The organism is Pseudarthrobacter chlorophenolicus A6 (genome assembly GCF_000022025.1).
In the GTDB taxonomy this organism is placed as follows: domain Bacteria; phylum Actinomycetota; class Actinomycetes; order Actinomycetales; family Micrococcaceae; genus Arthrobacter; species Arthrobacter chlorophenolicus.
Map to the genome: position 1 here is coordinate 4,248,754 of NC_011886.1, position 21,894 is coordinate 4,270,647.

The 21,894-nt window shown below is 66.6% G+C and carries 20 protein-coding genes; 7 read left to right on the forward strand and 13 right to left on the reverse strand.

Annotated features, from left to right (window positions below; genetic code table 11):
• Nucleotides 1-32: 32 nt before the first annotated feature.
• From ACHL_RS19090 to ACHL_RS19105, 4 genes are all read right to left on the reverse strand, one after another.
• A complete protein-coding gene (locus ACHL_RS19090; protein ID WP_015938952.1) occupies nt 33-2,282 on the reverse strand; it encodes an ABC transporter ATP-binding protein in 2,250 nt (749 codons plus the stop codon).
• Nucleotides 2,279-3,259 (reverse strand): ABC transporter permease, encoded by a 981-nt coding sequence (locus ACHL_RS19095; protein ID WP_015938953.1) that lies wholly within the window; start codon nt 3,257-3,259, stop codon nt 2,279-2,281. Before ACHL_RS19095 ends, ACHL_RS19090 begins: the two co-directional genes overlap by 4 nt.
• Nucleotides 3,260-3,261: 2 nt before the next feature.
• Complete coding sequence (locus tag ACHL_RS19100; protein ID WP_015938954.1) at nt 3,262-4,245, reverse strand: ABC transporter permease; 984 nt, start codon at nt 4,243-4,245, stop codon at nt 3,262-3,264.
• Nucleotides 4,246-4,600: 355 nt separating this feature from the next.
• Nucleotides 4,601-5,206, reverse strand: coding sequence for a TetR/AcrR family transcriptional regulator (locus ACHL_RS19105; protein WP_050767117.1), 606 nt, complete (start codon nt 5,204-5,206; stop codon nt 4,601-4,603).
• Between the two features lie 124 nt (nt 5,207-5,330).
• On the opposite strand from ACHL_RS19105, the gene ACHL_RS19110 reads away from it, so the two are divergent.
• The 5 genes from ACHL_RS19110 (at nt 5,331) to ACHL_RS19130 (ending at nt 9,319) form a co-directional block, all read left to right on the forward strand.
• Entirely contained in the window at nt 5,331-5,888 is a 558-nt protein-coding gene (locus ACHL_RS19110) for an NAD(P)H-dependent oxidoreductase (RefSeq protein WP_015938956.1), read from the forward strand.
• Between the two features lie 239 nt (nt 5,889-6,127).
• Nucleotides 6,128-6,988: a hypothetical protein gene (locus ACHL_RS24760; RefSeq protein ID WP_244266488.1), complete on the forward strand. Its 861-nt coding sequence runs from the start codon at nt 6,128-6,130 to the stop codon at nt 6,986-6,988.
• Between the two features lie 70 nt (nt 6,989-7,058).
• Entirely contained in the window at nt 7,059-8,351 is a 1,293-nt protein-coding gene (locus tag ACHL_RS19120) for an aminotransferase-like domain-containing protein (RefSeq protein ID WP_043794250.1), read from the forward strand.
• Nucleotides 8,352-8,397: 46 nt separating this feature from the next.
• On the forward strand, nt 8,398-8,826 hold the full coding sequence (locus ACHL_RS19125) for a universal stress protein (RefSeq protein WP_015938959.1): 429 nt from the start codon (nt 8,398-8,400) through the stop codon (nt 8,824-8,826).
• A 154-nt stretch (nt 8,827-8,980) separates the two neighbouring features.
• On the forward strand, nt 8,981-9,319 hold the full coding sequence (locus tag ACHL_RS19130) for a hypothetical protein (RefSeq protein ID WP_015938960.1): 339 nt from the start codon (nt 8,981-8,983) through the stop codon (nt 9,317-9,319).
• 22 nt (nt 9,320-9,341) lie between these two features.
• Here the strand turns inward: ACHL_RS19130 and ACHL_RS19135 are convergent, their stop codons facing one another.
• The 7 genes from ACHL_RS19135 to ACHL_RS19165 all read right to left on the reverse strand — a co-directional run bounded on the left by ACHL_RS19135 (nt 9,342) and on the right by ACHL_RS19165 (nt 18,386).
• Complete coding sequence (locus ACHL_RS19135) at nt 9,342-9,977, reverse strand: phosphatase PAP2 family protein (protein WP_015938961.1); 636 nt, start codon at nt 9,975-9,977, stop codon at nt 9,342-9,344.
• A 7-nt stretch (nt 9,978-9,984) separates the two neighbouring features.
• A complete protein-coding gene (locus ACHL_RS19140; protein WP_015938962.1) occupies nt 9,985-11,526 on the reverse strand; it encodes a dihydrolipoamide acetyltransferase family protein in 1,542 nt (513 codons plus the stop codon).
• Between the two features lie 7 nt (nt 11,527-11,533).
• Nucleotides 11,534-12,514, reverse strand: coding sequence for an alpha-ketoacid dehydrogenase subunit beta (locus ACHL_RS19145; protein WP_015938963.1), 981 nt, complete (start codon nt 12,512-12,514; stop codon nt 11,534-11,536).
• Nucleotides 12,514-13,755: a pyruvate dehydrogenase (acetyl-transferring) E1 component subunit alpha gene (gene pdhA, locus ACHL_RS19150; RefSeq protein WP_015938964.1), complete on the reverse strand. Its 1,242-nt coding sequence runs from the start codon at nt 13,753-13,755 to the stop codon at nt 12,514-12,516. Before pdhA ends, ACHL_RS19145 begins: the two co-directional genes overlap by 1 nt.
• A 149-nt stretch (nt 13,756-13,904) precedes the next feature.
• A complete protein-coding gene (locus ACHL_RS19155; protein WP_015938965.1) occupies nt 13,905-15,023 on the reverse strand; it encodes a histidinol-phosphate transaminase in 1,119 nt (372 codons plus the stop codon).
• 109 nt (nt 15,024-15,132) lie between these two features.
• Nucleotides 15,133-17,016 carry a pectinesterase family protein gene (locus ACHL_RS19160; RefSeq protein WP_015938966.1) on the reverse strand — a complete coding sequence of 628 codons (1,884 nt, stop codon included), beginning with the start codon at nt 17,014-17,016 and terminating at the stop codon, nt 15,133-15,135.
• The gene (locus tag ACHL_RS19165) at nt 17,016-18,386 is read right to left on the reverse strand and encodes a pectate lyase family protein (RefSeq protein WP_015938967.1); all 1,371 of its coding nucleotides are present in this window, start codon (nt 18,384-18,386) and stop codon (nt 17,016-17,018) included. The genes ACHL_RS19160 and ACHL_RS19165 overlap by 1 nt, the downstream gene beginning before the upstream one ends.
• Nucleotides 18,387-18,595: 209 nt before the next feature.
• Here ACHL_RS19165 and ACHL_RS19170 point away from each other — a divergent pair, with 209 nt between their 5' ends.
• Together ACHL_RS19170 and ACHL_RS19175 are read left to right on the forward strand one after the other, a co-directional pair.
• Complete coding sequence (locus ACHL_RS19170) at nt 18,596-19,021, forward strand: phage holin family protein (RefSeq protein ID WP_043794253.1); 426 nt, start codon at nt 18,596-18,598, stop codon at nt 19,019-19,021.
• Nucleotides 19,022-19,274: 253 nt separating this feature from the next.
• The gene (locus ACHL_RS19175; RefSeq protein WP_015938969.1) at nt 19,275-20,201 is read left to right on the forward strand and encodes a glycoside hydrolase family 25 domain-containing protein; all 927 of its coding nucleotides are present in this window, start codon (nt 19,275-19,277) and stop codon (nt 20,199-20,201) included.
• A 7-nt stretch (nt 20,202-20,208) separates the two neighbouring features.
• On the opposite strand, the gene ACHL_RS19180 is transcribed toward ACHL_RS19175, so the two are convergent.
• The gene (locus ACHL_RS19180; RefSeq protein WP_015938970.1) at nt 20,209-21,579 is read right to left on the reverse strand and encodes a hypothetical protein; all 1,371 of its coding nucleotides are present in this window, start codon (nt 21,577-21,579) and stop codon (nt 20,209-20,211) included.
• The gene (locus tag ACHL_RS19185) at nt 21,579-21,881 is read right to left on the reverse strand and encodes a hypothetical protein (RefSeq protein ID WP_015938971.1); all 303 of its coding nucleotides are present in this window, start codon (nt 21,879-21,881) and stop codon (nt 21,579-21,581) included. Before ACHL_RS19185 ends, ACHL_RS19180 begins: the two co-directional genes overlap by 1 nt.
• Nucleotides 21,882-21,894 lie beyond the last annotated feature (13 nt).

The following is a 21,894-nucleotide window of genomic DNA, read 5'->3' on the forward strand; positions in this document are numbered from 1 at the left end:
TGATGCGAGTGGTGCGGGTGGGTCGGCTAAATCTAGGGTGCATGGTGTTCCGCCTGGTCGTGGGTCACCAGCATGTCTTCGTCCAGTTCTCCGTCGGGGAAGAAGCAGGCGAAACGCTGATCCGGTGCAGGTGCCCCGGGTTCCAGTGCCTGGGCCGACGACGACGGGGACACGGCTTCCAGCGGCGGTTCCAGGGTGAGGCACTTTTCCTGCTTCGCGGCAGGGAGGGCGGCAAACACCGGGCAGCGGGTGGCAAAGTTGCAGCCTTTGGGGGCGTCCAGGGGAGACGGGAGGTCGCCCTTGAGGATGATGCGTTCGCGGGTGCGTTCCATCTGGGGGTCCGGCACCGGGATGGCGGACAGCAGGGCGCGGGTGTACGGGTGGCGCGGGTTGTCGAACACGCGGTCCACCTCGCCGATCTCCACGATCTTGCCCAGGTACATCACCGCCACGCGGTTGGAGATGTGCCGGACAACCGAGAGGTCGTGGGCCACCAGGAGGTAGCTCAGTCCAAGTTCCGCGCGGAGCTTGTCCAGGAGGTTGATGACCCCGGCCTGCACCGAAACGTCCAGCGCCGAGACCGGTTCGTCCAGGACCACCAGCTTGGGATTAACGGCGAGCGCGCGGGCGATTCCGATGCGCTGGCGCTGGCCGCCGGAGAACTGGTTGGGGAACCGGTTCACGTGGTCCGGCTGCAGGCCCACCAGCCTCATCAGCTCCATGATCCGCTTCCGGATGGCCTGGCGGTCCAGGCCGGCGTTCTGCAGCGGTTCCGCGAGGACCTCGTACACGGTGAACCGGGGGTCCAGGGCGCCGGTGGGGTCCTGGAACACCATCTGCAGTTCGCGCCGCATGGCGTTCTTGGTCTTGGCGTCGGCGGCCTGCTTGTTGCTGATGCCGCCGATCACCACCTCGCCGTCCTGGTCCTTGTGGAACTCCATGATTTCCAGGAGCGTGGTGGTTTTTCCGGAGCCCGATTCGCCCACGATGGAGAAGCATTCGCCCTCTCGGACGTCGAAGCTCAGGCCGTCCACGGCCTTGACAGTGCCGATTCGCTTCTTGAGCAGCGCGCCCTTGGTCAGCGGGAAGTGCTTGCGCACGTCCCTGAGCTCGAGGACGGTTGAGCGGTTTTCCCGCGGGATGGCGTCGAAGCGGGATTCCGGAACCGGCGGAGCGGAGAAAATGTCATGGACGTCCACGTCCCCGCCCAGGGCTGCCGACTTGATGCACGCGGCGTGGTGGAGGGCAGCGCCGGGGACGGGCGCCAGGGCGGGTTCCCCCTCCAGGCAGGCCTCTGTGGCCAGCGGGCAGCGCGGTGCGAAGGAGCAGCCCGTGGGGGTGTGCAGCAGGTTCGGCGGTATGCCGTCGATGGGCACCAGGGAGGACTTTTCCGAGACGTCCACACGGGGGACGGCGCCGAGCAGGCCCAGCGTGTAGGGCATCCGGGGGTTGTAGTAGATATCGTCCACCGCGCCGGTTTCCACGGGCTTTCCGGCGTACATCACCATGATGTCGTCCGCCATGCCCGCCACCACGCCAAGGTCGTGCGTGATCATCACGACGGCGGCGCCGGTTTCCTCCTGCGCGGTGTGCAGCACTTCCAGGACCTGGGCCTGGATGGTGACGTCCAGGGCCGTCGTCGGCTCATCAGCAATAAGCACCCGGGGGTTGTTGGCGATGGCGATGGCGATCATCACGCGCTGGCGCATGCCGCCGGAGAATTCGTGCGGGAAGGCCTTCAGCCGGTCCTTCGGGCTGGGAATTCCCACCATGGCCAGGAGCTCGACGGCGCGGGCTTCTTTGGCCTGCTTGCTCATGGTGGGGTTGTGGATGGTCAGCGCTTCGATGATCTGGGTGCCCACGGTATATACGGGCGTCAGGGACGACAGCGGATCCTGGAAGACCATGGCCAGCTCATTGCCGCGGTATTCGCACATGGCCTTGTCGCTGAGCCCCAGCAGTTCGCGGCCCTTGAGCCGGACCGAACCGGTGACCTCGGCGGTCTCCGGAAGCAGGCCCATGATGGCCAGCGAGGTCACGGACTTCCCCGAGCCGGATTCGCCCACGATGCCCAGGGTCTTGCCTGGCAGGAGGTCGAAGTCCACGCCACGCACGGCGTGGACCACGCCGTTTTCGGAGTTGAACCGGACGTTGAGGTCACGCACGGAGAGCACAGCGTCGGTGGGTGCGTGGAGGCCCGCTATGTGCAGCCGCTCAACGGCGTCGGCGGTGGAGTTGACCGATGCGGTGGTACCGGATCCGGTAGTGGTTTCGCTGCTCATTTGCTCTTCTCCGCCCGGATTTTCCTGGCCCTTCGGGCCTTGCCCGTGGAACTGGAACTTGGATCGAACGCGTCCCGCAGGCCGTCGTTCATCATGGCCAGGGAACCGGTGAGCAGGAACATCACCGTCAGCGGCACCCAGAACATCCAGGGGAAGGTCTGCACCTGCGAGGTGGCGCCGCCGATCAGGACGCCCAGGCTGACGTCCGGAACCTTGATGCCGATGCCGATGAAGGAGAACGCCACTTCGGCGAGGATGGCGCCGGTGACGCCGCGGGTGATGTCCAGTACCAGCAGGGAACCGATGTTGGGGACCAGGTGCCGCCAGACGATCCGCCGCGGCGGGACGCCCATGTACTGGGCCGCCTTCACGAAGTCGCGCTGCATCAGGGACATGGACAGTGACCGGATCAGCCTGGCGGTGCCCATCCAGCTGAACACGAGCAGGACGATGATCAGCAGGAGCCAGGACGGAAGGTCGCGCTTGAGTCCGGCGCCGCCGCCGCTGGTGGCCACTGCAACCACGAGCAGTGCCGGCATCATGATGAGCGCTTCGAGGACGAAGAGCATCACCTTGTCCACCTTGCCCCCGAAATAGGCCATGGTGCAGCCGTAGACCGCCGCGATCAGCACCGAGACCAGTCCCACGATCAGGCCGATCAGGATGGAGATGCGGGTGCCTTCAACGGTCATCGCGTAGAGATCGATCCCAGCCTGCGAGGTGCCCAGGAAGTGCTCGGCCGATGGTGGCATGCCGATGTTAAAGGGATCGATGGTTTCTTTGTCCCAGGTGGTGAAGAAGCCACCCACGAAGGAGAAAACGGTGAGCGCGAGGAAGATGACCAGGCCGGCCACGGCGGTCTTGTTCCGCATGAAGCGCCGGAAAATGATGGTGGATTTGCCGATGACGACGTCCGCGCTTTCCAGGTGCGCGTCCTGCGCCACTGCGGCTGGATCCACTGCGTTGAGGTTTGTCATGGTTACTGCACCCGCACTCTCGGGTCAACCAGGGTGGTGGCAAAGTCTGCCAGGATGGCGCCCAGGGCGAAGATGACTGAGCCGTAGGCCAGGGTGGCGGTGGCGGCGTTGACGTCCTGGAGGGAAATGGCGTCAATGCTCCAGGAACCGACGCCGGGCCAGGCGAAGATTTTCTCGGCAAAGAAACCGCCGGCGAAGATGGCCGGGATGGTGAAGGCGATGCTCTGGGCCACCGGGATGAAGGACACTCGGAGGGCGTGCCGGGCAATGGCCTGGTTCCTGCTCAGGCCCTTGGCGCGGGCGGTCCGGACGAAGTCGGCGTTGACGTTGTCCAACAGGTACTGGCGCTGGGCGATCTGGTACGCGCCCCAGCCCACCAGCGTGATGGCCACCGTGGGGACGGCATAGTGTGCCGCCATGTCCACTATCTGCGCCCAGCCGGGCTCCATCCCCGGGGTGGAGATGCCGGTGACGAAGAAGATGCGCTGGCCCACCGACTCGTTGATGTTGATGGCCCCCAACTGCACCAGGAAGTAGGCGATGGGAGCGGGGACGATGTAGGCCAGGTAGCTGTAGGACGTGATGACGCGGTCCTGGAATTTGTACTGCCGGGCGGCCGAGTACACGCCAAGGGCAACGCCAATAACGAGCGTGAGGATGATGGACGCCAGGAAGAGCCGGGTGGAAATCCACACGCGGTCACCAAATTCGGCGTTGATGAATGCGCCGTTGGGGCTCCTGCCCCAGTCCCAGCGGGTGACGACGCCGGTAAGCCACTGGACGTAGCGCTCCCAGGCGTTCAGGTCAGGATCGAGGCCCTTGAGGCGCATCGAGTTGGCCACCTGTTCAGGCGTGGGCCGGGGAATGCGCTCCTGCTCCAGCAGCGCCGGTTTGAGGGAGCTGACCGCCAGGAAATATCCGGCGGACGTGGTCAGGAAGATCATCACCACATACGTGATGCCGCGCTTGGCAAGGTACTTGAGCATGGGACGGCTACTTTTGCTTCGCCGCCACGTGCTGCTGCGGCGGACACAGCCAGGCCCGCCGGTGTGCCGGAATGCGGGGCAAAACAACAATCACGCGATGGTCCTTCCGTCTTCCCCGGCTGGGCGGGGGTTGTGCCGCGTCGCCGGAGTCCGTTGCCAGCGGGTAGCTGGCTCCCGCAGCCCTTGCAGGCTGGTCCTGATGGACTATGTTGCGGGTCACATTCCAGAGGATACTATCACAGCCGTAAACGCAAGATGCCCGCCAATGCCCGGAAAAGGACACGCCCGTATCAGATCGTTATGAATAACTCTGTGAAGTTGATTTGACTGGACTGATCCCGCCCCGGGGGCTAATCTACGCGGCCGCCACCACGCGTGTGACAAGATCCCGCCAGGAATCCACCAGCCGCCCCGGCGGAACGCCGTGCCGGCGGACCAGGTCGAGGAGGCGTTCGGGGTCCAGGGCGGCACTGAGCGAGCCCGCCATAAGCCAAGGGTCGGCGTCGAATCCTTCGTCCCTCAGCAGCACCTCAATGTGCCGGAGCCAAAGCGCCGCGGCGGGCACTTCAAACCTCCCCCGCGAGGCATTTTCGGCGGCGAGGACCAAGTCGCCGAATTCCACCACGTAGGCAATGCGTTCAGCACCGAAGGCGATGAGCCGCTCCAGGCCCGGAGCTCCCGGCCCAAGCGGCGGCGGGCCGAACATGAACCGTGCCTGGAAGTCCGCTTCGGAGTCGTTGAGCAGTGTCAGCATCAGGCCGGCCCGGCTGCCAAAGCGGCGGAATACCGTCCCTTTGCCCACCCCGGCCCGCTCCGCGAGGCGGTCCATGGTGAGACCCTCGATGCCGCAGTCGGCAATCAGCTCCCTGGCAGCGAGCAGGAGCCGCTCCCGGTTCCGTGCGGCATCGCTGCGTTCGGCCGCTGCGGGAGTCGGCTCGGGGCGCAGTGGGATGGAGGTCACAGCACTCAGTTTAGACCCCGGGAATAATAAACGGACTATGGTCCGTTTAGTCTGGTGAAGGCATCTCATGCCCTAGCTTTGACAAGGCCTGCGGCCCTCCCGCGGCCCCTACCAAGGAGTTCCCATGACGAAGAGCACCATCCTTACCCTTGTCGGCAGCCTGCGCGCCGGGTCCACCAACCAGCAGCTGGCTGAGGCCATCCAGCTCAACGCCCCCGAGCAGGTGGACGTTGTCATCCACGACAGCCTGGGCAACATCCCGTTCTACAACGAGGACATCGACGTCGAGGGCCAGGTTCCCGCCGCTGCCGCCGCGCTGCGCGCCGCCGCCAGCGAAGCCGACACCATCCTCCTGGTCACCCCGGAGTACAACGGCACCGTCCCCGCTCCCCTGAAGAACGCCATCGACTGGCTGTCCCGCCCCTTCGGCGCCGGCGCACTCGCGGGCAAGCCCACCGCCGTCGTGGGCACCGCCTTTGGCCAGTTCGGCGGCGTCTGGGCACAGGACGAAGCCCGCAAGGCCGCCGGCATTGCCGGCGCCCAGGTCATTGAGGACGTCAAGCTCGCCGTTCCCGGCTCCATGGTGCGCTTCGCCGAGATCCACCCGAAGGACGACGCCGAAGTTGTAGAGCAGATCAAGGGCGTCTTCGACGCACTGGCAGTGGCCGCCCCGGCAGCCTAGCCACCCGCGCGGACCAACCGCGCACTTCCCGCCGCGCCCGGTACGCATCTGCGTTGCCGGGCGCAGCTGTATCTGCGTGGCCCTTCCCGGCCCGCACCCTGCAGCTCCTCCCACGGACTGCCGTCCGCGCTCCGCCGTGACCAACTCTTGTCCCAACCGGTACCGCACGGACATCTCCGAACGCGAGCCCGGCCGTAACGTTAATCCACTGGAAAAACCGGATGGAATTGCGGTGCAGCATGCCAGGAGTAGCGGCAACCCGGGGGCGGCGGGGTCTGTGGGTGGCGGCCACTGCCACCCTGGTGCTTCCGCTGTGGCTCGCCGCCTGCGATGGGCTCCCGGCCCCACCGCGGGACGGTAGTGCAGCGAGCTCCGCCGCGACTCCGGGCGCCGCCGTGCCGGCCCCGCAGCCGCAAGCACCGCCTCCGGCCGGACCGGCTGCCATCCCCTCCGGTTCCGGCACCCCACCAGGCGGGACGACCCCGCAGCAGCCGTCCGCCGCCACGCCGGAAACCGCTGCCGCGTCCGGACAGGCGGGGACGGGCCGGCCCGGTTCGGCCGCCAGCGCGGAACCGGAACCGCGCACCCCAGCATCAGCTGAACCGCAGCCCTCCACGACGCCGTCCCCATCGGCCGCGCCGGAAAGGGTGCCCGCGGCCCAGGGGACCGTCACGGCCTACTTCGTCCTGCTGGACGACGGCGGCAACAACGGAGTGCGGTTCGGCTGCAATGACAGCCTGGTCGGCGTGGACCAGGCACGGCCCGCGGGCAAGGATCCGCTGCCCGCCGCCATGAACGCCCTCCTGGGGGCAGGCAGCGGTGCCAGTATTCCGGCGTTGGAAGTCCCCTCCGGTGCCGAAATCTACAACGCGCTGGCCGGCTCGCGGCTCAAGTTCCTGTCCGGCAGCTTCGATGGCAGTGCCGTGACCGTCTATCTGTCGGGGGCAGTAAGCCTGGGCGGCGTGTGCGACATTCCGCGCCTCGAAGCCCAGCTCACCCAAACGGCACTGGCCGCGGTGGGTGCCGTCAGGGCTCAGGTCTACCTCAACGGACGGCCACTGGCAGAGGTGCTGCGGCTGGAAGGAACCGGAGCAGGATGATCCGGCGGCCAGTAATTCCTGGAACAACAAGTGTTGCTTTTCAGGCAACATTCAGTTGTATCCTGAGCGTGTGAGCCACGAAACAATCGACGCGGCAGCCGCGTCCCTTCCAGCCGAAGCCATTGACGCCATCGAGCGAGCGGCCACCTCGGCCCACCGCCATGAGGAACTGTTCTCCGAGCGTGCCGCGAACATCAGGCAGTCGGCTGTACGTGACGTCTTCGACATTTCGCTGCGCCCCGGCCTGGTGTCGCTGGCCGGCGGAAGTCCCTACCTGCAGTCACTCCCGCTCGACCGGCTGGCGGAAACGGCTGGCCGGATCATCGCCGAGGAAGGACTCACCGCCCTGCAGTACGGCGCAGGCCAGGGCACGGAAGAGCTCCGCACGCAGATCTGCGAGGTGATGGCAGCCGAAGGGATCGTGGATGCGCTGCCGCAGAACGTGGTGATCACGGCCGGCTCCCAGTCAGCCCAGGACGTGGCCACCAAGCTGTTCTGCAACCCCGGCGACGTCGTCCTGGTGGAGGACCCCACCTACGTTGGCGCCCTGAACACGTTCGAGGCCTACCAAGTGCAGGTGGAAACCGTGGCCATGGACCAGTCCGGACTGGTCCCCGAGCTCCTCGAAGCCCGCATCGCCGCCCTCCAGCTGGCCGGGAAAAGCATCAAGTTCCTGTACACCATCCCCAGCTTCAACAACCCCTCGGGCATAACCCTTGCCGCGGAACGGCGTCAGGCGATCGTGGATATATGCCGCAATGCGAATATTTTGATCATCGAGGACAACCCCTACGGCCTGCTGCGGTTCGACGGCGCACCGCTGGCCCCACTGCGCGCCGCCAACCCGGATGACGTGATCTACATGGGCTCGTTCTCCAAGATCTTCGCGCCCGGGCTGCGGATCGGCTGGGCGCTGGTGCCGGAGCACCTGCAGCGGCGGTATTACCTGGCCGCCGAGGCCGTCACGCTCTGCCCGCCGGCCCTGAACCAGATGCTCGTCTCGGCCTACCTGCGTGACTACGACTGGAAGGGCCAGATCGCCACCTACCGCGGACTGTATGCCGAACGCTGCCGGGCCATGCTGGCGGCCCTGACCGAGTACATGCCGGAGGGCACCTCCTGGACCAGCCCGGACGGTGGCTTTTTCGTCTGGGTGACGCTGCCCGAAGGCGTGGACACCTACCCCCTCCTGCACAAGGCGATCGACGCCGGAGTGGTCTTCATTCCGGGGGCCGCCTTCACGCCGTCGGACGAGCCGTCCAACAAACTGCGCCTCGCGTTCAGCGCCGTCCCGCCGGATGCCATCCGTGAAGGGGTGCGCCGCCTGGCGCCGGTACTGCAGGAAGCGCTGGCCGCGCGGTAGCGTTGGGCTCATTAGTGCCGTCAGGAACCAAGCAAAGGAGCATTTCATGAGCGGAATCATCGTTGTAGGCGTCGACGGAAGCGGTACAGCCAAGAAGGCCGCAGAGTCGGCCCGGGACCTGGCAGCAGCGCTGGGCGCCACGCTCCACGTTGTTTCGGCCTTTGACAGCGACCGCACGGAAGTCTTCGGCAGTGGCAGTGACCAGTGGATTGTGTCCGACGCGGACGGGGCCGAGCACGTGGCCCGGACGGTGGCCGAGTCCCTGGGCGGGCAGATCAAGGTGACCTACTCGGCGGCGCGCGGCCGTCCGGCAGACGCCCTGATCAAGGAAGCTATCCGCATGGACGCAAAGATCATCGTGGTGGGTAACCGGCGCATGCAGGGCATCGGCCGGGTGCTGGGCAGCGTGGCCAACAGCGTGGCGCACAACGCCCCGTGCGACGTGTACATCGCGAACACCTACGACGCCGACTAGGAGTTACGCCCGACACTCCCCGTGGTGGCACAGATCGCTGCGGGGGGTGGGCGTTCTCACGCCCAAAACACCCATTCAGCTACGGGCGAAACGGTAAAATTGAGGGAGCCCTCAACGGTGCGGACGACAACAACCCACCACTAGAGGGGACCCCTTGATCACTCTTCAGCGCCGCCAGCTCGTAGGCCACGACATCCTCCTGGCCCGCCACGGAAACCACATCTGCTCCATGCGCGTGGACCGCGGCAATGGCACGGTGGTTGCGCTGCTGGATGACGGCACCACCGACTCCGCGCCGAACATGATCGCCCCGGACCTTAACCTCCCCCGCACGGTCCGCAGCGTCATGCGCGAGGACTGGAAGCTGCTCTCCATCATGACCGGTGCCGCCGCGGCCTGGTCCGCACTCATGGTGGGCGCCGCCGTCGTCATTGCATCCTCCACGGGCGACTCCGCCGCTGTGGAGATGATGTACGCCTACCCGGCCTACTAGCAGTTCCGGGCGGCACCGCCGCCTACGGCACCAGCCACAGCTTCAGCAGCCACCAGATTCCTGCCATCACCACACCGCCGAAGAGCGAGCCTGCCACCACCTGCGCCAGGGTGTGGGCGCGCAGGACCACCCGCGACCAGCCGACCGTCGGTATGAGCAGCAGCAGCGGCGCCCAGGCGGCGCCAAGCATCAGGACCGCGACAACAGCCGAACAGGAGATGGCGGCGGCGTGCCCGCTGATCTTCCAGAACGGGCTGACGGCTGCAAGCACCACCACTCCCCCCACCACTGCCAGCACCATGGCGATGACACTGGCCGGAGCACCCGCCGCCGCCAGCACCAGCAGCCCGGCAAGGATGGACGCCAGTGCCATCAGCAGCACGGGAAGGCGCTGCCGGCGGTCACTGACGTGGTGGTCCGTGACCTTTCCCAGCCGGACGAGGGCCAGCAGCAGGAGCAGGGGCAGCACGCAGACAAACAGGGCAGCAAGCGCCCCGTAAGCCATGGTGGCGGGAAAACCGTCCTGGACCAGCGGGCTGATCAGCAGCTGGACGGACACCACCACCGGCGGCTGGAACGCCTCGGTCAGCCACCGGGCGGTTTTGTTCTTCACCCGGATGGCGCGGCCGGACCCGGCCACGCCAGTCCCTGCCTTCACCCCCGCCTCAGTCAAGGAGCAGCGCGGGTTCTTCCAGGATGGCTGCGACGTCGGCCATGAACCGGGCCGACAGGTCGCCGTCCACCACGCGATGGTCGAAGGAGCCGCCCAGGGTGGTGATCCACCGCGGAATCACTTCCCCGTCCAGGACCCAAGGCTTCTGCTTGATGGTGCCGAAGGCGACGATGGCCACCTCACCCGGGTTGATGATGGGCGTGCCGGTATCAATCCCCAGGGCGCCGATGTTGGTGATGGTCAGCGTGCCGCCCTGCATCTCCGCCGGCTGCGTCTTTCCCGCACGCGCCGTGGTGGCCAGGTGGTTCAGGGCCAGCGCCAGTTCCTTCAGGGACAAATCCTGCGCATCCTTGATGTTGGGCACCATCAGGCCGCGCGGGGTTGCCGCGGCAATGCCCAGGTTCATGAAGTGCTTGACCTGGATCTCGGCGGCACCGCTTCCATCCGCGCTCTCAACCCACGAGGCATTGACGCTGGGGTTCCGGGCGGCCGCCCAGATGACGGCCTTGGCCAGGATGAGGAGCGGCGAGACCTTGATTCCTTCGAAGTCGCGTGAGGCCTTGAGCCGCTTGACGAATTCCATGGTCCGGCTCGCGTCCACATCCACGAAGATGCTGACGTGGGGGGCCGCGAAGGCCGAGTCCACCATGGCCTTGGCGGTTGCCTTGCGCACGCCCTTGACCGGGATACTCTCGATCCGCTGGTCCTGCGGCTTGCCCGCCTTGCCCCAGAAGCCGTCCGCCTTGTCCAGTTCGGCGTCGCGCTGCGCCTGGTAACTGACCAGGTCCTCGCGGGTCACCTCGCCCCGGGAGCCGGTGGCCACGACGTCGGCCAGGTCGATGCCGAGGTCACGGGCGATCTTCCGGACGGGAGGTTTGGCGAGGACGCGGTTGACCAGCCCGGTGATGGTGCCACCCAGCGTGGGCCGGGTATCCACGACGGCGGCCTGGCCGGCCTGGGCCGCGGCGGCTGCCGGGCGTCCGGTCACCTCTGCCGGGGTATGCGGCTGCACCGGCTCCACTTCGGGAGCGTTGACGGTCACCGTGTCGGCGGGCTTGGCCGCAACCGTCCGCGTGACGCGCGGGCGCCGCTTGACGGCGTCGGCCTTCGGTCCCGAACCCACCAACGGACCTCCCGCCGGGGCACTGCCCTGCGCGCCGGCGTCGTTCCTATCGTTTTCCTGTGCGTCTTCAGGAAGCTTGCCGTACAGCGGCTGCACGGGTGCAGCTGCCTGTTCCGGCTGCGCCGCAGCTTCGGGCGCCCGGACGTCCGCGGGCGTGGGGTCGCCGGCAACGTCGTCGCTGACGCTGATGATGGCCGTTCCGACGTCGATGGTCACCCCTTCCGGCACAAGGAGTTCAGTGACGGTCCCGGCAAAGGGGGACGGCAGTTCAACGATCGACTTTGCGGTTTCAATTTCGCACAGGACGTCGTTGATAGCGACGGAGTCGCCCGGCTTGACCTTCCAGGAAACGACTTCCGCTTCCGTGAGGCCTTCGCCGACGTCCGGCAGGTTGAATTTATTCAGCGTCATGGTGTCCTCAGTAGGAGAGGGCGCGGTCCAGCGCCTCGAGGATGCGGTCGATGTCCGGAAGATAGTCTTCCTCCACCTTGGCAACGGGGTAGGGCATGTGGAAGCCGCCCACCCGGATGACGGGGGCTTCGAGGGAATGGAAGGCACGCTCGCTGATGCGGGCCGCGATCTCGCCGCCGATGCCACCGAAGGTGGGGGCCTCGTGGGCCACGATCAGCCGGCCGGTCTTTTCCACGGATGCTGTGACGGTATCGAAGTCCAGCGGCGAGATGGAGCGGAGGTCGATGACTTCCACGCTGTGGCCGTCTTCCCGGGCGGCGTCGGCAGCCGCGAGGGCCACGGGAACCAGCGGCCCGTAGGCCACGATGGTGGCATCGGTTCCTTCACGCAGGATGTGGGCCTTGAAGGGGTCGCCGGCGGGGCCGGGGGCTGCGGTGTCCACTTCGCCCTTGAGCCAGTAGCGGCGCTTGGGTTCGAAGATGATGACCGGGTCCTGGCACTGCACGGCCTGCTGGACCATCCAGTAGGCGTCGTGCGGGTTGGACGGGGTGATGATGCGCAGGCCGGCGGTGTGGGCAAACAGTGCCTCGGGTGATTCGGAGTGGTGTTCCACCGAGCCGATGCCGCCGCCGTAGGGAATACGGATGACCACCGGGACGGTGAGGTTGCCGTGGCTGCGGGCGTGCATTTTGGCCAGCTGCGTGGTGATCTGGTTGAAGCCTGGAAACACGAAGCCATCGAACTGGATCTCGCAGACCGGGCTGTAGCCGCGCAGCGCCAGCCCGATCGCGGTGCCAATGATGCCGGACTCGGCCAGCGGGGTGTCCACCACGCGGTCGGGGCCGAATTCGCCGATGAGCCCGTCGGTTACCCGGTAGACGCCGCCCAGGGGGCCGATGTCCTCGCCCATCAGCAGGGATTTGGGGTTGGCCGCCAGCGTGGCGCGAAGGCCTTCGTTGATGGCCTTCGCGATGGTCATGGTGGTCATCAGTGGCCTGCCTTTGCTGCTGCACCGTGCTGGGCGGACGGTTCGTCGCCGCCGGCGAATCCTGCGCTGTATTCCTCGAACCAGGCCAGTTCCTCGGCGACCAAGGGGTGCGCTTCGGCATAGACGTTGGCGAATGCGGCCCTGATGTCCGGGTCTTCGAGGTCGTGGGCGGTGCGGCGCACGTATGCGGCGAGCTCGTCGCCGTCGGCCTTCACTTTGGCAAAGTAGGCGTCGTCGGCCAGGCCCTCGGCGCGGAGGTACTTCTCCAGGCGCACCAGCGGGTCCTTGGCTCGCCAGGCGTCCTCCTCCTCGGATCCGCGGTACTTGGTGGGATCGTCGGCAGTGGTGTGGGCACCCACCCGGTAGGTGAATGCCTCAATGAGGACCGGTCCCTTGCCCTGGCGGGCATGCTCCAGCGCCCACTCGGTGACGGCGTGCACCGCGATGACGTCGTTGCCGTCCACCCGGATGCCGGGGAAGCCGTAGCCCTTTGCACGGTTGGACAGCGGCACCCGGGTCTGCACGTTGGTGGGGACCGAGATGGCCCAGTGGTTGTTCTGGCAGAAGAACACCACGGGCGCGCTGTACGAGGAGGCGAAGACCATGGACTCGTGGACGTCGCCTTCGGAGCTGGCACCGTCACCGAAATAGGCGATGACCGCAGCGTCCGGTTCGTTTCCGGCCTTGCCCGCGGCGGCAGCGAGTTTCTGGTCCCGCTGGATGCCCATGGCGTAGCCGACGGCGTGCAGCGTCTGCGCGGCCAGGACCAGCGTGTAGAGGTGGAAGTTCGTGTCCTTGGGGTTCCAGCCTCCGTTGGACACGCCGCGGAACTGGCGGAGCAGCTCGGCAAGGTCCACGTCGCGGGTCAGCGCCACGCCGTGCTCACGGTAGGTGGGGAAGATATAGTCCTGCGGCTGGCTGGCCCGGCCGGAACCGATCTGGGCTGCCTCCTGGCCCGTCAGCGGAACCCAGAGCGCAAGCTGCCCCTGCCGCTGCAGGGCTGTTGCCTCGACGTCGAAACGCCGGATCCTGGCCATGTCCGCGTACAGTCCGCGCAGGTCCTCGGGGGTGAGCCTGTCCGCGTAGCTGCTGTATACGGGGTCGGCACCGAGTTTCCCGTCGGGGCCCAGCAACTGGACCATCTGCGCCGGGGGTTGGCCCATGACGGCTTCCGCGTCAGCTTCCCGCTGGTCGTCAACCGCTGTTCCGTCGAACTCGGTGGAAGGCAGATGTGTGCCCATACCGTCTCCTTGCTTCCCGCATGCGGATGCAATGCAATGTCGCTGGGATATATGCCTCACAGGGAATACATTCCCGAAACGGCATATACAATGGCTTACTGATCCTAACTTTATCTTCAGTAGGTTGGCGCAGGCCTACTTGTTAAGTGCTAGGAACCCCGGGGCGCCTTTGTATAGTTCGCACACAGCTCCAGGAACCGGGTGTTGGCTTCCTGCTCGCCGATACTGACCCGGACGCCTTCCCCGGGAAACGCCCGGACAGACAAGGCCCGGGCTCCTGCCTGCTCGGCAAAGTCAGCGCTGGCCTCACCCAGGTCCAGCCACACAAAATTGCCCTGCGCGTCCGGGACAGCCCAGCCCAGGTCCCGGAGTCCGCCCACTACGCGGACCCGTTCGTCCACCAGGCTTTGTACCCTTCCTACAACCTGGTCGAAATTCTGCAGTGAAACAATCGCGGCTGATTCGGCTATTTGCGACACCGCAAAGGGGGTGGCGGCCACTCGAAGGTGCTGCGTCAGGGCGGGGTTGGCGATGCTGTAACCCACTCGGAGGCCAGCCAGCCCGTGGGCCTTGGAGAAGGTCCGCAGCACCACCACGTTGGGGTATTTGCGATACAGGGCGATGCCATCCACGGCTTCAGTGTCCCGGACGAACTCCTGGTAAGCCTCGTCAATAACCACCACCACGCTGGAAGGCACTGTCCGGATGAAGGCCTCGGTTTCGGCGGTGGTCAAGGCAGGCCCGGTGGGGTTGTTGGGCGTGCACAGGAGGATCACCTTGGTCCGTGCGCTGACCGCCGCCGCCATGGCCTCGAGGTCGTGCCGCCCGTCGGCGGTGACCGGGACGCGGACGCTTTCGGCCCCGGCGAGGCCCACGCTGATGGGGTAGGCCTCGAAGGAACGCCAGGCGTAGATGACTTCGTCGGCCTTGCCGTCGTCGTTCTGGCCGGCAAAGGCAGCCAGGATCTGGTTGAGTGCGCCCAGGCTGCCTGCCCCCGTGACGATGTCCTCCGCGGGAACCTGCAGGAATTCCGCGAGCGCCGCCCGGAGCCTGCTGCTGAGCGGGTCCGGGTAACGGTTGAAGTCCGTTTGCTGTGCGATGGCTTCCAGGACCGCCGGCAGCGGCGGCAGGGGATTCTCATTCGAGGACAGTTTGTAGCTGGCCAGCCCTTCGACGGCGGCGGGCGGCTTTCCGGCAGCGTAGCGGGGCAGCCGGCCCACCACCGGTCGCGGATCGATGCCGCCGGCCGTGGTTTCAGAGGAAGTCATGAAAACTAGCCTACTGCTGCGATTGTTCACGCCCTCGGGGCTGGAACCCGGGGGTGCCGGCCGGCCCGCTGAACCCGCGGGACCCGGTCCGGCACCCCTTCACCACGCCTTACGCGGGCTGGCCGACGCTCAGGGCGGTACTGTCGGCCTTGCTTCCGGCCAGCTGGGGCGCCCAGGCATCTGCCCCGTGCAGGTACGCTCCAGCAGTGAACTCCTCTGCAAGGCGGGGATCCAGTTGCGGCCGGTCAGGGGTTGCCCGTGATCCGGGGCCATTGTTGTTGAACTCGTGGAATCTGGCCTCCTGCCACGAAAAACCGCTCATGTCCGTCCACGGCGTTCCGGAGATGTGCGCTCCCAGCCACGAGTCGCGGACCAGCACCTGGGCAATGGCCTCCGGATCTCCACTGGGATGCCATGGCCGGCCGAGATGGACGGATCCGGCCGCTGCATCCGAGACGAAGCGGCACTGGGTGAACAGGTATCCGTGCTTGATCCCGATATTGACGCTGCCGGCGGAGACGTATCCGTTGTTGGTGCTGGACCCGCGGTCCAGGGAGCGGATCCGGCAGCCGGAGAACACGGCAGTTCCCCGGCCGAAGATGAAATCCACGTCGCCTTCAACGTAGGAGTCCGTGAAGTAGGAGCGTGCCTCCACACCGCGGGCGGGGGAATCCACCAGCAGTGTGTCCTGGTTGCCCAGGCAGCGGATATTGCGGAGGACAGCCCGGTCCCCGGCCAGGAACAGTGCCACGGCCTGCCGGTTCTTCATGTCCGGATTAGCGGCTTCGTCGAAGTCGTTGCTGAACGTCAGGTTCACTGCCGTGAAATCCGGGCCGTCGATCCGCACGCTGGTGCTCCCGCCGGTGCCATAGGTCCCCGTGCCGTCGGGTTTCGGGGTGCCGGACGCATTGTTGTAGACCAGCACCACGTCCTCCGGCGCCTGCCCGCGTCCGATGAACGACACCCTCGGTTTGTTGGCCGGTACCCGGATCAGCTCGCGGTACGTCCCGGGCGCGATCCTGATTTCCGTACGGCGGGTGCTGTTTGCCGGTGCTGCGTCGACGGCGGCCTGGACGGTGGAGAACTGCCCGCCGTTTCCCACGGTGAGGACCAGGGGCTTGTCCACCGGGCGTTCGCTGGGCCAGTAGATGGCTGAGAGCGGGTCCAGCGTCCCGCCGGGCTCCCGGAACCATCCCGGCGGTGCGGCCGGCTGCGCCTGCAGTCCTGCGACAACAAGCTGTGCCACGGCCAAGGCGCCCTGCGCCTGGAAGTGGGTGTTGTCCGTGACGCCGTTGGGGTACTGCGGGTACTGGCCGGGAGTGGCATGCAGGAAGTGCGAGGTGGTTCCCTCCGGCCCCAGCTTTTGCCAGAGCTCCTTGGAGGATGCCGTCAGGTCAACCAGGGGAACACCGCGGGACGCAGCGAGCTCCTTGATCGCCTGGGGGTAGGCGCCGTGGGTGTCCTGGGCAACGCCGAGGGCGCTGAAGCGGCGCCGTTCCACGGGGGTGACCAGGACGGCTTTGGCGCCTGCGGCTGATGCGGCGTCGAGGTACCGGCCCAGGTACTCCTTGAACGTGGTTTGCGGATCGGTGCCGCGTGACGGATCCTCGACTTTTTCGTCGTTGTGGCCGAAGGAGATGAGCAGGTAGTCGCCCGGTTGCAGCGCCTCCGCCACCTCGCCCAGCAGGCCGGCGTCGGCATAGCTTTTCGAGGAGGCGCCGGACCAGGCGTAGTCGAACACCGTCGCCTGCGGCCCGAGCAGCAGCGGCAGGGCCTGGCCCCAGCCGGCGCGGGGACGTTCCGAGCGCTGGTAGGCGGAGGAGGTGGAATCCCCCACTACGAAGATCACCGGTTTCCTGTTGGACTGCGCCCGGGCGGGGCCGCCGGCTGCGTGCGCGGCCGGGGCTGCTCCGGCCAGGACTGCCGCAGCGGTAAGGGCGCCGGTTGCAGCCGAAGCGAGCACGGTGCGCCGGCTGGGCGTGAATCGCCGCATCAGCGCTTCACCCCCGCTGTGTAGATGGGACCCACGTTGTCCTTAAGCAGGGCAGGCACCGCCTGCGCCGGGTGGACCTTGATGCGCAAGGCGGGAGTCCAGGATCCATCTGCCACCAGCTGCTTATCGGCGGTTGCGGCGGAGTTGTAGGCGGCCAGGAGATCCACGCGCTTTCCGTTGACCGTGTTGTCCACCGTGGTGATGGCCTGGCCCTTGAAGTGCCTGATCAGCGCGGATGCTGGAATGTCCTGGGGCAGGGTGAAGGCATTGGCCTCGGCATAGATGTGTGATTCGACGCCCGCGCCGAAGGTGTACGTGTAGGGCGTAGGCGAGCCGGCCGACGTCGTGAAGTGGTTGTTGTAGACGTCCACCTGTCCGTAGCGGACCCTCGGGGCGCGCTGGCCGACGTTCTCGAAGGAGTTGTGGTGGATGGTGACGCGCAGCTTGCCCACGTCCCCGCGGCTGGTCGAGTCGGTGGATCCGATCAGCAGGAGCTTGTCATGGTCGGAGAAGCGGTTGTAGGACAGGGTGACCAGATCTGAGCCGTTGGTGACGTCCACTGCTCCGTCATGGACCTGGTACGGGCGTCCGAAGTACGAGGGCTGGTTGATGTCCAGGTTGGGGGCGTCAGTGAAGTGCGAGTGGTCAACCCAGACGTTGGTAGATCCGTTGATGACCTGGAGGAGGTCGTACTCACTGTTCCAGTTACCGTGGTCGCCGTCGGTGGGGTCCCAGGCGGGGAAGCAGTCAGCCGAATCCCGGACGGTGAGGTTCCTGAAAATGACGTTGTTGGACCGGTTGATGCGCAGGGCCGCGCCGGTGATGCTGCTGTCCGGGGTGGCTCCGACGATGGTGGTGTTGGCAGGAATGTCCCACCGGATGACCGCTGCCTGGTTGGCGGCCGCTTTGCGCCGGGCATTTTCCTGCTCCCCGGCCGGTTCCCGGTCAGTCCCGTACCTGACGGGATCGTAGTCGTAGAGGTACTGCTCGAGGGAGAAGCCCGTGCCTGCCGCGTAGTCGCCGCAGTTCAGTGCCTGGCCATCCGCCGTCGAGTTGGCCGGGATGTCGCCGTGTACCCGGATGATCCGGGGTTCGGCTCCGGTCACTGCGAGCGCCGCCATCAGTTCAGCCCGGCTGTGGACATCGAAGACGCGGTCCGCCGTTGCTTTGGCGCCGCCCGTAGTCCCCGCACCGGCCGATGCCCAGCCATCCCGGCTTTGGAGCACCTGTCGTTCAAGCGGCACCTGGGCGGTCTGGGCGGTTGCGGACGATTGTGATGAGGGTGGTGTGGCATTGGCCTGGACCGGCAGGCAGATGGCGGCCGCTGTGGCCACGGCAGCCGCCGCTGCCATAGGACGTGTGATGCGCATGTGCTCTCTTCCTCCATTGGAATGAACCGCGCTTTCGCTGCCGACGTCACTGTGCGGCATATCAGAAAGCGGTTTCTTTAGTCTGTGAAACCGCTTTCTGTTCTGTCAATAGAGTTGACACAATTGGATAAATCTGAGGGCAGGCCACCGGTGCGTTCCGGAATAGGGTTTGCCAGGATGTCCGGAGGGTGTTGTGGAAGCATGGGACCATGGGTTCCTTCATTCTTCGGGTCATCTTCAACGCGGCCGCCCTGTGGGTGGCAAGCTGGGTCCTGCCCGGCATGGACATCACCAGCACTGCAGCCTCCGATGCCGTGGCACGGACCGGCATCTCGCAGGACACCGAAACCATCGGGATAGTCCTGGCCTACCTGTTCATCGGCCTTATATTCGGCGTGGTCAACGCCCTGGTGCGGCCGCTGGTGAGCCTCCTCGCCCTCCCGATCACCATCCTGACCCTGGGGTTGTTCGCGATCGTCATTAACGCCGCCATGCTCTACCTCACAGCCTGGATCAGCGATTACACCCCCGTGCACCTCACCATCGATTCCTTCTTCTGGACGGCCATCCTGGCCGCAATCATCATCTCCCTGGTGTCGCTGGTGGCCGGGCTGGTACCGGGCAGCCGGCGCTGAAGTTCCCCGCTAGACTTCCCCGCTACTGCGCACCGGCGATCTCGCTGAAGGTTGCCTGGGGGCGGCGCCTTGCGACCGGCCGCCCAAGTACCGGAACAGGCTGAAACAGGTACCCGGCAGGTGCCCCTGCCCCGGCTGGTTGCCGAAACTCCAGTACCCGCTACCCATGACCGCCCGAGGCCACCGCTCCTAGGCTGCCAACGGGGCCGCCAACAGGCCCCGTAGCTGTCAGTTCCGGATACGGGGGCAAAGCATGAAGGCATCGAGAATCCTGGCCTCGGCCTGCCTGCTGCTGGCTTGGCAGGCCGGCCCGGCCCAGGCGGACTCCGGAGCGGTGCCCTCGCCCCAGGAGTCCGCGGCACTGGGCAACGACATTTCCTGGCCCCAGTGCGGCGGTCAGCTTCCGGCACCGCCCGCATTTGCCGTGGTGGGCATCAACGGCGGCCGGCCAACGACGGCGAACCCCTGCCTCGCGGAGCAACTGGCCTGGGCGGACCGCAGCTCCGAGGCAGCGGCGGGAACCAAGTCTGCCGTCTACGTCAATACCGCCGCCACCGGGCCGGTGGGCTCGCTGTGGTGGCCTGCAAACAACACCGTGATGGGCTCGGACATCGGCAACCCCTACGGGATGTGCGATGGCACCGCTTCCCCCGCCTGCGCCTATGTCCACGGCTATGCGACGGCGTACAACGACGCCGGAAGCCTCGCCGGGGCAGGAGGCGGTGCGGGCCAGCGCATGTGGTGGCTGGACGTGGAGACCGGTAACAGCTGGCTGTCCAATAAGGCTGCCAACACCGCGGAACTGGAGGGCATGACGGCCTACCTGCAGGGCACCGGGGTGGAGGTGGGCATATATTCCACCGGCTACCAGTTCGGCGAAATTGTGGGTGAGGTGGGCCCACACAGCAACCTCTACTCCTTGAAGAGCTGGCTGGCGGGTGCTGAATCCACCTCAACCGCGGCAGATCTTTGCGGAGCCGCTCCCCTCACCTCCGGCGGCGTCGTCGCACTCACGCAGTTCACCGCCGGAAACCTCGATTACAACTTCCGTTGCCCGGTAGCCCAGCCGGCAGCTCCACCGCCGGCGCTCGCTCCCCCGGCAACCCCGCAGCCTGCCCCGGCGCCTGCGAAGACCCGCTCAAACCGCTACGCCGAAATACCCGCCGCCCAGATCGCTTGAACACCGGCTAGCGTCCGCCAAGGTGGCGCTCATGGCTGCGGGGATCCGGCGGCACAAGGGTCGTGGAGGGGCCCTTGGCCCGGGTGAGGGAATAGCGCGTGGCTGTGGCTGTTCCCCCGGCACCGAGCACACCGCCCAGGACCGCCGTGGAGTGTACGAGGGACGGATCATCGCTCGCTGCCACCAGCCGGGCGGCGTCCTGGTACCCGCCCAGGCGGTGCCCGGCACCAAGGCCCTTGTCCCCACCGGGCTCAATCGGCGAGTCCACCGATACGGTCACCCGATTGCGGGTTTCGGGGTTGGCGGCACCATCGCTGCCGGGAACCCAGTCCGCCTGATGCTCAAGGTGCAGGGACTCCACATCCTCACGGGTGGTGATCCCCGCCACCGGCGACCCGGCGGTAAGGACATACTTCACGTCATATTGCTCCAACACCCGGGGATCGGCGGCCATGTTCATGGCATGGATGCCGCCCTGGCTGTAACCCACAGCGACCACAGACGCTCCCTTTTCTGCTCCGGCTTCGTCGAGCGCCGCGAGGACGGCCTCGTTCACTTCCCGGGAGTTGTACAGCATGGATTCCACGATGCCCGCCTCATCAAAGGGGTTGTCCCCGCCGGCGTCCTTGCCGGCGGCCTGGGTCCCCGGGACTATGACCACGTAGGCCTTTTCGCCGCCGTTCTCCACTTCCAGGACTTCAATGGCCCCGGCACCGCGGGCCTCCACTTCCTGAAGCCGCGCCAGCAACCCCGCGGGTGACGTGTCCAGGTCCACCTGGACCGCTTCCTGCTTCCGCAGCGTGATCTGCCGCGGGATGAACCCTGCCACCAAAGCCATCAAGGAATCCCGGATCAAGGGGGCATGGTGGTTCACCGCCTGCACCTGGGGTGCCGCCAACTGCAGCATGGCGATGACATTCTCGGTGACCCGCCGGTCCGGAACGCCGGTAGCGGCCATGGTGCCCCACGAGAGACCGGTCTCCGTCATGGCGGCGATTCCGAGGCTTCGTCCCACGTTGGCCCGCCACTCTGCGTCCTGGTAATCACGCATGCAGGCACGGACCTGGCTGCTGATCCGCTGCAGCTCCGCCCGGCTGGACTGGACCCGCCACTGGCCGTCCCGCACGGCCGCGATGTGCCCGGAAGCGGACCAGGGCGGCTGCCGGTCAGCCCAGCAGAGCTGGTCCAGGATCCGCCCTGCCTCCTGTTCCACTGCGGCCAGGTCGCCGGCCAAGGCCTCAAGTTTCTCAGCGCCCGCAGTCAACTCCTCAAGCTGGACCCCGATGCCGCCGCTGCCACCCCGAATGCTCAGGTGGCCGTCCCGCGATGCACCGAACAGCCTGACGGGCTCCGGATAAGCCTCATCCGCCAGCTCCATCAGGGCACCCTGCAGGCACTGGCCGCCGCCGCCACAGTGTGTTCCGCGTGCCTCGCGACGGCGGCCCTCGCCATCTCCAGGGCATCGACAGCGTGGCGCAGTGCGGCACCCTGCCGGCCCACCGTGTCCCGGTACGCCCGCCCGGCCGGCGATTGCCAGTCGAGCATCTGGATGTCCCGCAGACCTGCCAGGGCCTCCTCGACGCGCGCTCCGCACCGTGCAAGCCGGTTCACGAGGGGCAACAAATCAGCGGCAACGTGCTCGGCGGCGCCCGGCAGTCCATCCCCCAGGACGTTTCCCATGTGACCTCTTTCC